The 11,691-nt window shown below is 45.3% G+C and carries 9 protein-coding genes; 4 read left to right on the forward strand and 5 right to left on the reverse strand.

The window, feature by feature from the left end:
- Positions 1-24: 24 nt before the first annotated feature.
- On the reverse strand, positions 25-1,044 hold the full coding sequence (locus F0261_RS00490; protein WP_171336939.1) for an aldose epimerase family protein: 1,020 nt from the start codon (positions 1,042-1,044) through the stop codon (positions 25-27).
- Between the two features lie 328 nt (positions 1,045-1,372).
- Between F0261_RS00490 and F0261_RS00495 the strand changes: the two genes are divergently transcribed.
- Complete coding sequence (locus F0261_RS00495; protein ID WP_014947876.1) at positions 1,373-2,374, forward strand: LacI family DNA-binding transcriptional regulator; 1,002 nt, start codon at positions 1,373-1,375, stop codon at positions 2,372-2,374.
- Positions 2,375-2,785: 411 nt separating this feature from the next.
- Here the strand turns inward: F0261_RS00495 and F0261_RS00500 are convergent, their stop codons facing one another.
- A complete protein-coding gene (locus F0261_RS00500; protein ID WP_131137530.1) occupies positions 2,786-3,649 on the reverse strand; it encodes an alpha/beta hydrolase in 864 nt (287 codons plus the stop codon).
- A gap of 253 nt (positions 3,650-3,902) precedes the next feature.
- Between F0261_RS00500 and F0261_RS00505 the strand changes: the two genes are divergently transcribed.
- On the forward strand, positions 3,903-4,496 hold the full coding sequence (locus tag F0261_RS00505) for a hypothetical protein (protein ID WP_014975368.1): 594 nt from the start codon (positions 3,903-3,905) through the stop codon (positions 4,494-4,496).
- A gap of 74 nt (positions 4,497-4,570) precedes the next feature.
- Here F0261_RS00505 and F0261_RS00510 read toward each other — a convergent pair whose 3' ends face one another.
- Together F0261_RS00510 and F0261_RS00515 are read right to left on the reverse strand one after the other, a co-directional pair.
- Complete coding sequence (locus tag F0261_RS00510; protein WP_171336940.1) at positions 4,571-5,155, reverse strand: HAD family phosphatase; 585 nt, start codon at positions 5,153-5,155, stop codon at positions 4,571-4,573.
- A gap of 64 nt (positions 5,156-5,219) precedes the next feature.
- The gene (locus tag F0261_RS00515) at positions 5,220-6,557 is read right to left on the reverse strand and encodes an MFS transporter (RefSeq protein ID WP_171336941.1); all 1,338 of its coding nucleotides are present in this window, start codon (positions 6,555-6,557) and stop codon (positions 5,220-5,222) included.
- Positions 6,558-6,901: 344 nt separating this feature from the next.
- Here F0261_RS00515 and uvrA point away from each other — a divergent pair, with 344 nt between their 5' ends.
- Together uvrA and F0261_RS00525 are read left to right on the forward strand one after the other, a co-directional pair.
- A complete protein-coding gene (uvrA, locus tag F0261_RS00520; protein WP_171336942.1) occupies positions 6,902-9,733 on the forward strand; it encodes an excinuclease ABC subunit UvrA in 2,832 nt (943 codons plus the stop codon).
- A 203-nt stretch (positions 9,734-9,936) separates the two neighbouring features.
- Positions 9,937-10,104, forward strand: coding sequence for a hypothetical protein (locus F0261_RS00525; RefSeq protein WP_012516741.1), 168 nt, complete (start codon positions 9,937-9,939; stop codon positions 10,102-10,104).
- A gap of 77 nt (positions 10,105-10,181) precedes the next feature.
- Here F0261_RS00525 and F0261_RS00530 read toward each other — a convergent pair whose 3' ends face one another.
- Positions 10,182-11,684 carry an Hsp70 family protein gene (locus tag F0261_RS00530; RefSeq protein ID WP_171336943.1) on the reverse strand — a complete coding sequence of 501 codons (1,503 nt, stop codon included), beginning with the start codon at positions 11,682-11,684 and terminating at the stop codon, positions 10,182-10,184.
- Between the last annotated feature and the right edge of the window lie 7 nt (positions 11,685-11,691).

Genomic DNA, 11,691 nt, shown 5'->3' on the forward strand with positions numbered 1-11,691 from the left:
TCTTTTGTCACTACATAACGATTTCTATGCGCTGAACTTGTATCGCATACTTGCTTTGAAGGTATCCCCGGGTTTTACGAAACAGTTTGGAAACTCGGGCTTATTGGGTGCATCCGGGAAATGCTGTGGTTCTAAGCACAAGGCACCAAGCTGATCGTCGGTTTTCAACCCGCCAGTATAAAACTGCAAACCCGGCAAGTTAGTAAATAACGACATAGCAATACCAGTATCAAGTGCCTGTACGGTTGCTTGTGGGGTATGCTCAGGCGTATCACGGAGTACATAGTTGTGGTCGTAGCCTCCCACCCTATCAAATAATGGATGGGAATCAGATTGCTCTGCCCTTTCTTTTATTGCTGTAGGTTTCGTGAAATCAAAGGGAGTATTGGCAACTTCGACCAGTTTTCCAGTTGGCAGCAAGGTGCTATCTGCGTCCGTGACTTTGTCAGCATCTATATGTAGCAATGTATTGCCCACTTGAGGGTCGTTGCTCAACGTGAAGTAAGCATGCTGCGTGAAACTAAGCGGGGTTTCTTTATCTGTATTTGCGGTGACCACAAGAGATAACTCGTTGTTTTGATCAAGGGAATAGCATGCCTCTACATTAACAGTACCGGGAAAGCCGCCTTCCCCATCGGGACTAGTTAAGGTAAATGTTACAGCCACACTGTCCGCCGTCTCTTGGATGCTTGCCGCCCAAACCTTCTTATGAAACCCGGCTAGACCGCCGTGTAGATTATGTTCACCGCCATTTTTATCTAAGGTGTACTCTGTTCCATTTAACGCAAACGAGCCATGTCCAATTCGGTTTGCGTAACGTCCTACGATCGCACCGCGATAGCTCGGGTCATCTATATAGTCTTGTAGAGTCTCGAAAGTTTGGACACAACTTACCGATTCACCTTCTGCATTCGGGAAGTGAATTTCTTTAATAATTCCACCGTAGTTAAGCAAGGTAACTGACATGCCGTTGTCGTTAGTTAACGTAAAGGCGTTTATAACTTCGCCTTCAACTTCACCAAATGCAGATACATTTATTTTCATAACAAAATTTTTACCTTAAGACGTGCTTAGTAAACTGACGCGTTCCAACCTACCACACATTTTTTATACATTAATGAATAATGCAATCTTTCAGAATGCCTAGGAGGTTATACGTTTTCCATTCTTTTTTACAGCGGTTTGATTAACAATCATAGAAGGTAAAACCACTTAGGTAATCTAACGCTCTTCATCTCTCTAATGCATCTCAGCCCCGTGAAAGACACCTTAAGCTAAGCATTAGAATTTTATCTTTTTTTGTAAATATAATGTACGCTATGGCAATCAGGTCAATCGACACTCCACGCAATAAAACGAAGTTTGAAAGAAAATGGCAACAATAAAAGATATCGCCCAAGCCGCTGGCGTTTCATTAGCGACCGTATCAAGAGTTATTAATAATGGTCCTAAAGTGGGCAATGATACTCGCAAGCGTGTCAAAAAAATCATGGAAGAAATGGGTTATCGTCCCAACGCTAATGCGCGGGCACTTGTAACCAAACGTAGCGCATCTTTAGGCGTTGTCATTGCTGAGCTCCACGACCCATTTTTCGCTATGTTAGCCCACGGTGTGGAGTCCATTACCCGCAAAAATAACGTTCAAATTTTATTAAGTGCCGGCTCTATTGAAAAAGAGACTGAACTTCGCGCTATTGAAACACTGCTAGAGCATCGAGTAGAAGCCATGGTAGTGCACAGCAAAGCACTTGATGACGAGACCCTGATCGGTTTTGCAAACCAAGTTCCAGGCTTTGTATTAATTAACCGCTATATACCAGAGATAGCAAATCGTTGTGTATGGCTTGATAACGTAACCGGTGGTCGCCTTATGGCGGAATATGCCATCAACCAAGGCCATGAACATGTCGCGGTGATAAGCAGTCAGTATCGCATAGACGATCCTAATCATCGCCTCGAAGGGATTAGAAACGCAGTTAACAATGCGAATTTAAGCTTGCCTGAAAGCATGATTGAGTATGCTACGCCCGATCAGGAAGGTGGTGAACTGGCAATGCAAAACTTGCTTGCTACTGGTGCAAAATTCACTGCTGTTTTGGCTTATAACGATGCTATGGCATCTGGTGCTATGACCATGCTGCAGGATCATGGTATTTCAGTTCCAGAACAAGTTTCTGTGATGGGGTACGATGATGTGCTGTTAGCAAAGTACTGTCGTCCTAAATTAACGACTCTGCGTTATCCGGTAGAAATGATGGCAGCAAAAGCGGCGGAACTTGCATTGAAGTATGCATCGGGAAGCAAACCAGAAGATGGGCTTACCTTTAAATATACTCCTACAGTAGTAAAACGAGATTCAATGGTTAGGGTTTAGCTGTTCGTTTTCCCTTCAGAAATTAATAGACCAAAAAAATACCCGCCTATGGCGGGTATTTTATTTAATCACTTACAAGCCAGTTTGATGGATGATTAATCGTAATTCGATGTATAGTTGAGCAACTGTGTTCTAAAAATTTCATGACACGAAACTATTGACAAAAATACCCGCTTGATCGTTTTGCCTCGAACTTTTATCCCCAAAGAGCAAAATTGCCTGATCCTGCACAGCTTTACGATCAAAAAAGATTAAGATCGAGCACAGTTGCTCTACAGCGCTTGATTTAACTGACGTTTCGTGATCCGACCAGAAAGTAATGAAAAGATCGTGATCTGTTGTTCTATATGGCTATTAACAGACTTACCAACAAGGTTTTCCACTACTTATCCACAACGAGTAAGGTTTCTATTACTTAGTGAATCTTGCTAAAAACTGTTTGTACTCTTGTATGGCATAGTCACTTTTTAGCGTTGCGTTGTGCGTCGCACCAGGAATGACCGAAATATACTTTTCGCTACTTGATGCATCTTCTAATAGCTGCTGACTTATCGGGTAAGGCGTTATTTTGTCTTCCTCACCCACCACTAGCCATAGCGGTCCTTCATAGTGACGCAAGATTGGGGCTATTTGCATACTATGAACTTCATCGTGAAGCTTCATGTTTGTGAATGAATTAGAGAAGCCTGGCACCATGTTGGCAATTAAATCAGAGATGTTATTGAAAGCGCCGTCTAATACTAAAGCGTCTATCTTTCTATTTGCAGCAACATAGCTTGCGAAATAGCTGCCTATACCTCGGCCGTGAACGATAGTGGGAATTGAGGCGTCAAACGCACTTGCTACATAGTCAAACTGGGTTAACGCATCTTGTTTAATAGCGTTAATACTTAAGTCCTTCGCTTTATCACTGGCTCCTACTCCCTGATAATCGAGCCACAATATATTAGCGGGCAACTTACCCAGTCTATGAATAACGCTGTTGTTTTCGCTTACAGGCATACGATTGTCTGCAAAGAAAACAATGTTAACAATAGGGTCAGGGTAAGAAACAGCAACGCCTCTCAAAGTTAACCCAGCTTCATTTTTAACTTCAACACGGGTTATGCCCGCTGAGGTTTTGTCTTTTTGAATTGCCGCGTGTAGCTTCGTAGTATCAAGGGGCTTTTGCTGAGTATCTTGATAAAAGAAGGCCGAAGGGGACACGTTAATTGCGCACCCAATAAGTGACACACTTGCAACTACACTGATTACCGCGTTTTTTAAGCTCATCATTAAAGAACTGTCCGTGTTGAATGGTTATGGCGAAATTTTTATTCAGGTTACATAGGTGTAATGGTTGTGTCGCTGATCAAAAACTCGCTCAGCAAAATCAACAGTCCCACACCTATGCTAAACAAGCTGTAACAGTTTGCAACAGTTGTTCTGTTTCTTAGCGATACAAACTTTCTTATACTAAAGACAATATTACTTGCATAATTTATCTGCATAAAACAAAAATAATTTAATGAAAAGTAGAACATTTTCCATGTCTTACGCTACATCACCAGCTCGGCTTATTGTTGCCTGCTGTGCCCTACCCTTGCTTATTGCCTGCGAGTCTACGCCACCCGAGCTTGACTCATCATTAATTCCTGCGTCGCAGAGAAAAGACTATCAGCTAACCATGTCTAAAGCGAAAGCTTGTCCAATTAACTTGGCAGAACTAATCGACATACGGTCGAGTAAAGACTTGCTCGTTGGAAGCAGTAATGTAACAGAAGACACGCTCTATTCACTGTTACAGCAAAGTTTAGAAGCGATGAATGTCAGCCCAGATATTGAAGCAGCCAACAGCGTGAAAGTAGTACTAAACCGCGCGTTTATAAAAACCTTAGGAAGTAATATGGTTGCCACCGTGGTGCTTAATGTTAAGTACAAACCTGACTATGCCGATGAGTATTCACCCGCCACCACCTTCAGAGGGCAAAGTATGAATGTGAACGCCAGTGTCAGTGAAAAAGAGAGCAATCAGATTGCTATCGATGCAATGAAAACCGCCATTGATGATGCCACCAAACGTATAAAGTCTTCACTGTTACACAACTGCGGAAATGCGCTAAGCGAACTAGAGGCGGTATAAGCCTAAGAAACTATATAGTGAACGCGATTGAGTGAGCGTAAGCCCTAAGCTCGAATTTTCAATCAGGGTAAGATTCAGTAGATAAGCCGCGTATTGTCGACCATAAAGCACGCCATGCCACCGTCAACCGCCGCTTTTCGTCCCATGTCGGTATCTTCAAACACCACACAATGCTGTGGTGCTACACCCATTAATTCTGCCGCACGCACAAAGGTTTCAGGGTGAGGTTTACCTTGAGTGACGTCATCGGCTGTAACCAGCGCAGATAATTGGGCTAGCAGGCCGTGTTCATTTAACACCATTTGCGCGTGCTGCCTATCTGAACCTGTCCCCACTGCAATGGGCATGCTTCCCTTATAATGGTTAAACACGTCCAGGGTATCTTGGATAAGCCTTGGCACATGGTCTAGCCCTTCAAACGCCTGTTTTTTATATAAAGCAACCTCTGCTGGATCATGGCTTTTGCCATACTTTGCATTCATAAGATGTACAGTTTCAAAGGTAGGAACACCACCTAAACTGTATTGGTAGTCTCGGTCGAAGGGATAACCAAACGCATCGCACGTAAGCTGCCACGCATCAATATGCGCGCCCATTGAATCGACCAAGGTGCCATCCATATCAAAAATAATGGCTTTATAGCAGCTTAGGTCAATCATAGTGTTCGCTTCCTTTTTAAAATGGTGTAGTGCTAGCCCTTCATGGTTACAATGCGATGAGCAATTATGCTGACAACACGTCTCGCGCTTTAATTGCATCGAAATCACGATCTACTTTCAGGTATACCGCGTTATTTTGACTGTTTAGTGTCACTTCTAGTACACCAGGTACTAACATCAATTCAGCTTCGATAGTGGAAACATTTGAACTATCAAAATCTCCATTCATCATCACACGCTTAACCCGGCTCACTTCTTTAACACCAAGAATAATAAAAAGCCAAAGAAGAGTGCTAGCAGCACCAATGCCATAAGCGAACTCTTGCGACCAAATATCGGTGACAAAACCTGAAATTACACCGCCCAAAAACGCACCGAAAAATTGAAAACTGGCGTAGAGGCCCATGGCCGTTCCTTTTTGTCCCGCAGGCGCAATGCTCGACACCAATGCAGGGAAATTCGCTTCCAAATAATTAAAGCCAGTAAAGAAAAGCACCACGGCAGCACAAACCCACCACCAGCTATGGTCCTCTAAACTCAGCGCCAAAAACGCGCCACCCATTAATACAACGCCGGTTACAAGGAGCGATTTAGGCGTACGCCCTCTTGCTGCTCCCATCATTACAATTAGACCTACTATTGACGCGCCTAAAATGGGTAAGTAAACCGTCCAGTGACTGTCTAGCGTCATATCAAAGTTCAGTAGCGTTACGGGCAGTTGAACAAACAACAGCGTTATCATCATATGTAGAATCATCACGCTGATATTTAAACGCCATAACTGAGAAGAGAAGATTAAGCGCTTTAGCTGGTCTTTTTGTGGCAGTGTATCGCCGCTGCTAAGCTGCACACCGTTTGGCACTACCCATTTAACCAGCGGCATGCAAAGAATGGCCAGAATACCAGTAATACCAAACACACCGGCAAGCCCGTAGCTGTTAGCAATAAGTGGCCCTAAAATAACCGCTAAATAGAACGAAAAGCCAATGGCTATGCCTATGATAGCTAACACTTTGGCACGCTGACTTTCCCGGCTTACATCGGTAGCTAGCGCCATTATCGCACCTGCAATAGCCCCAGCGCCTTGAAGAATACGCCCAACAATCATCATGGCCATACTGTCGGCGTTTGCTGCTACAAAGCTTCCTAATGCAAATACAGCAAGCCCTAGCAAAATAACGGGTTTACGCCCCCATTTGTCAGACATCATACCCATAGGAATTTGCAGCGCAGCTTGGGTTAGGCCATATCCACCCACGGCAAGCCCTACCAACAGCGGCGAGTAATCTGGGTAGTCCATTGCGGCTACAGCCAACACGGGCATAACCATGAACAGCCCCATCATGCGTAATACGTAAACGGAGGCGAGTGCAAGCGCAGCGCGTAATTCCAAAGCGTTCAAAGCGTCTGTTTCCCTCAATAAATAAAATCAAAAAAACATAAAAGCGCGCAGAGAACACCTGTTTCTGCTGCATTAAGAATAAGGTCGCGAAGTGTAGCATAATACAATTGGTATTTTCTTCTGCTCGCGAGGTAGATTTAGCCCTCTCGCGCTACCCTTTTTCTTACTAGGGGTTTAAAAGTGGGGATAAAATCACCACTTTGCAATGACGTTAAGCGAGAACTAATCGTAAGCTTATGTTCGCGAGGTGATCTGCTTACTCCGCTTACAGTATAACTTGAATGTCATATCACTTTACTTGACACCTATGGCATACTGATTCTTTTTCTCTCATTTAGGCTTCAATGGATAAAATCGAAATTCGCGGTGCTCGCACCCACAACTTGAAAAACATCGATTTAACACTGCCACGAGACAAACTGGTGGTGATAACCGGCCTTTCTGGCTCGGGTAAATCGTCTCTTGCATTCGACACGCTTTATGCAGAAGGTCAGCGTCGTTACGTTGAATCTTTGTCTGCCTATGCTCGTCAGTTTCTATCTATGATGGAAAAACCAGATGTTGATCATATTGAGGGTTTATCACCAGCAATATCCATTGAGCAGAAATCAACATCGCATAACCCCCGTTCAACGGTGGGTACCATCACTGAAATATACGACTATCTGCGTTTAATGTTCGCGCGAGTGGGTACACCACGCTGTCCTGACCACGATGTGCCGCTAGATGCACAAACGGTCAGCCAAATGGTCGATAAAGTATTAGCGATGCCCGAGGGCAGCAAGCTAATGCTGCTAGCACCTATTGTTAAAGAGCGTAAAGGCGAGCACGTTAAGACACTGCAAAACCTATCTGCTCAAGGCTTTATTCGCGCGCGTATCGACGGCGAAGTGTGTGACCTATCTGATCCGCCGCCTCTCGATTTGCACAAGAAGCACACCATTGAAGTTGTGGTTGACCGCTTTAAAGTGCGCGACGATATGGCACTGCGTTTGGCTGAATCATTCGAGACGGCGCTTAGCCTTGCTGGCGGCAACGCGGTTGTGGCTGATATGGACGATAAAGACGCAGAAGAAATTGTGTTTTCTGCTAATTTCGCCTGCCCACACTGTGGTTACAGCATCAGTGAATTAGAGCCGCGCCTGTTTTCATTTAACAACCCAGCGGGCGCATGCCCTACCTGTGACGGCTTAGGCACAAGACAATTCTTTGACCCCGCACGCGTAGTCGGCAATACCGAATTGAGTCTGTCTGGCGGCGCTATTCGCGGATGGGACAAGCGCAGCTATTACTATTTTCAAATGCTACAGGCAGTAGCAGACCATTATCAATTTAGCCTTACCGCGCCATTTGAAGAGCTCGATAAAAAGCACCAAGACATTGTGCTTTACGGGTCTAAAGGCAAGTCGCTCTCGTTTAAGTACATAAACGAGCGTGGCGACGTGATGGAGCGTAAGCATCCATTTGAGGGCATTATCCCTAATATGGAGCGTCGATATCGCGAGACCGAGTCAAACTCGGTGCGAGAAGAGCTAGCAAAATATTTAAGCCAGCAGCACTGCAGTAGCTGTAACGGCACCCGTCTGCGTGTTGAAGCACGTAATGTATTTATACAAGACACCAACCTGCCAGCCATTGCTGACATGTCGATTGCTGACGCGTACGGCTTTTTCGAGACACTCAACCTTGAAGGCCAACGTGCTCAGATAGCTGAAAAGATTTTGAAAGAAATCATGGACCGCTTGCGCTTCTTGGTAAACGTAGGTCTTAACTATCTTTCTATGTCGCGCAGCGCCGATACCCTATCGGGCGGTGAAGCTCAGCGCATTCGACTGGCAAGTCAAATTGGCGCAGGCTTAGTGGGCGTTATGTACGTGCTGGATGAGCCCTCTATCGGTCTTCATCAACGGGATAACGAACGCTTACTTGGTACGCTTACGCATTTGCGCGACCTGGGTAACACAGTTTTAGTTGTAGAGCACGACGAAGATGCCATTCGCGAAGCCGATTACATTGTAGATATCGGCCCAGGGGCGGGTGTGCATGGTGGTGAGATTATCGCCGAAGGTTCGCTTGAAGATATCAAAAACAGTGAACACTCACTTACTGGAAAATACTTATCCGGTAGAGAGAAGATAGATATCCCCGCAACACGCACGCCGGTAAAAGACGACAAGTGGCTAGAGCTTTTAGGCGCTACCGGCAACAACTTGAAGTCTGTTGATTTGCGTATACCTACCGGTGTAATGACCTGTGTGACGGGTGTATCGGGCTCGGGCAAATCAACGCTGATTAATGACACTTTCTACAAAATTGCGCAGCGCGAGCTGAACAAGGCGACCACGTCTGAACCGGCACCACATAAGTCGATGACAGGATTAGACCAGCTCGACAAAGTAGTCGATATTGATCAAAGCCCTATCGGCAGAACACCGCGCTCTAATCCGGCGACTTACGCTGGTATTTTCACACCAATTCGCGAAATGTTCGCCGGCACTCAAGAGTCTCGCTCACGGGGTTACAAGCCTGGCCGCTTTAGCTTTAACGTAAAAGGCGGTCGCTGTGAGGCGTGTCAGGGTGACGGCGTAATTAAAGTGGAAATGCACTTTTTGCCAGACGTGTATGTGCCTTGTGACGTGTGTCAGGGCAAACGCTATAACCGTGAAACCCTTGAGATAAAGTACAAAGATAAGAACATTCACGAAGTGTTGGAAATGACGGTGGAAGATGCCCGTGAGTTCTTTGATGCTATCCCGGCTATTTCACGTAAATTGCAGACCCTCATGGACGTAGGCTTGTCATACATTCGACTAGGCCAAGCAGCCACTACGTTATCAGGTGGTGAAGCACAGCGCGTGAAATTGGCGAAAGAGTTGTCAAAAAGAGACACTGGGCAAACACTCTATATCTTGGATGAGCCAACCACCGGGTTGCATTTCCACGATATTAAACAGTTATTAGCCGTCCTTCACAGGCTGCGCGATCACGGTAATACCGTTGTGGTTATTGAGCATAACCTAGATGTGATTAAAACCGCAGACTGGATTGTTGACCTTGGACCCGAAGGTGGATCCGGAGGTGGCCAGATTATTGCAGAGGGAACACCTGAGCATGTGGCACAACAAGAAGTTTCACATACAGGTCGATTCCTGAAACCCATGCTCACACAAGCTTGAGCCGGTAACGAGGTAAATCCGTTAGCGTAAAGCGCACTCGTTTTCTATTTTGCTGTTGTGTAATTTACACAGCAGCTTGTAAGAAGTGCGCGTTGACGTTTATTTACACGTTTTTCCATGCTGGTCAGAGCTTGTTTTGGCAAATCATACGTTACGATGATTTTTGTGTATTTTTGCAGTAAGAATTGCTGGAGCGACAACTAATGAACCAAACGCCGCCATTAGCCTTAGTGAAAACATGGTATCACCTACTGTCATCATCAGAAGACAATGATGTGAAAGCACGCGCACAAGAAATGCTGTTAAAAGCCTTCGAGTCGCCTGAGGCCATTGCGATTTATCTAAAAGAACACAATATCCTTAAGCACTGATCAAAAAAGCCTTAGCGTAGTAAAGGCTACTACGCTAAGGCTTAGTGTTTTTCATACCGGAAAAAGAATAGAAAAGGTTAAGCGTGTTTCGCCGCCTGAATAGCTAATCCTTCGCACACCGAGTTGAAGGCGTCATTCTCTAATCGAGGTAAACCGGTAAGCAGGTTTTCATACAGCGCATCAACCACGATTGGCGATAAACTCATACCACCTGTGATCATCACCACTTCTGGCTTTTCACTGCTGTTTCCCAAGCATTCCACCACTAGCGCTTTCACTTTATCAAGCCAAGGTTTTAATGCCTTTTTGAGCGAGTCTTGCGAAATCTCCACGTCAAAATCATCTTCGATATAGTGCAGCGGCAAGGTAATGTTCTGCTTACTCGACAGTAGTTCCTTGGCTAATCGAGCCGAGTTCACCACACGGGCAGACAACTTGTTCTCCTGAACAATAAGCAAGCGTTCTAGTTGGGCTGGCTCTTTAATCACAGACATGGTTTGAGAAATATCTAACCCGTAATCGTCAGTAAAAAAGCGGGTGAGTGCAGGAATGTTATCAACCGCGCACATATCAGAGAAGTACGTAGGAGGAACAGGAAGCCCGTTAATCATCTTAAGGCCCATTCCCATTTCTGGGGCAATAGCCTTAAGCACCAAGCTTTTATCGCAATCCATACCGCCTAAACGTCTGCCTGTTACCGACAGAACATCCTCTTTGCGATCAAGCTGATTTGAACGCTCTGGGGAAAGCTTAATACAGCAAATATCCGTGGTTCCCCCACCAATATCGACAATCAGCGTAGTGGTATCCCTTGGTAGGGTTTGCTCAATTTTATACGCCGCTGCGATAGGTTCATCTAGGAAATTAACCCCTGTAAACCCGGCTTTCGTCGCCGCTTCAGTCATAATTTGAATGGCTTGCGCGTTCCCCTCTTCACCGCGGGTGCCGTGAAACTTAACAGGACGGCCAATAACTGCATTATTAACAGCCTTGCCTAGCTGTTGCTCTGCACACTGTTTAAAATAGGCCAGCTGCTTAGCAATAATACCAATGAACGCTTGTTTTTGGTCACCGTCTAGCGAGGCGCCTAGAAAGTTCTTAGGTGAATAAATTAGACGGCCTTTGTCCGGCATTTTAAGAAAGCGCCTAAACCCTTCTTCACCAAACGCAAACTTGCCGTGCTCTACTAAGCGCAGCAAAGGAATTTCGTCTAGCGACATGGCATGCATCAATTGCGCAATAGCTTTACGCTGTAATGCAGGCTTGTTGTGCAAATCACCGCGCAGCGAGTCGATACGGTCGCTATACATCGCCTGTTCTTTTGGATCTTTTGCCGAATAATAGCCGTCCTTCGCCTTATCTATTTGCTCACTGATAACGCGCTGTAACTGCGCCACTTTCGCTTCAACCATGGCATCAGGAGGCGGCGGCAGTTCATCTTCAAAATAGATGAACACCGAAGAACGGATTTTATTGCCCTTCTTATCTAACGGGTCGAGTTTGATGTGCTGATGGGCCGTTCCATCAAAATACACAACCTCAGAATTTGAAGTACCGTAGTCAATCCCAATCGCAGTCATAGTATGT

Origin of the sequence: Alteromonas sp. 07-89-2 (assembly GCF_013113925.1) — a bacterium.
Taxonomy (GTDB): Bacteria; Pseudomonadota; Gammaproteobacteria; order Enterobacterales; family Alteromonadaceae; genus Alteromonas; species Alteromonas macleodii.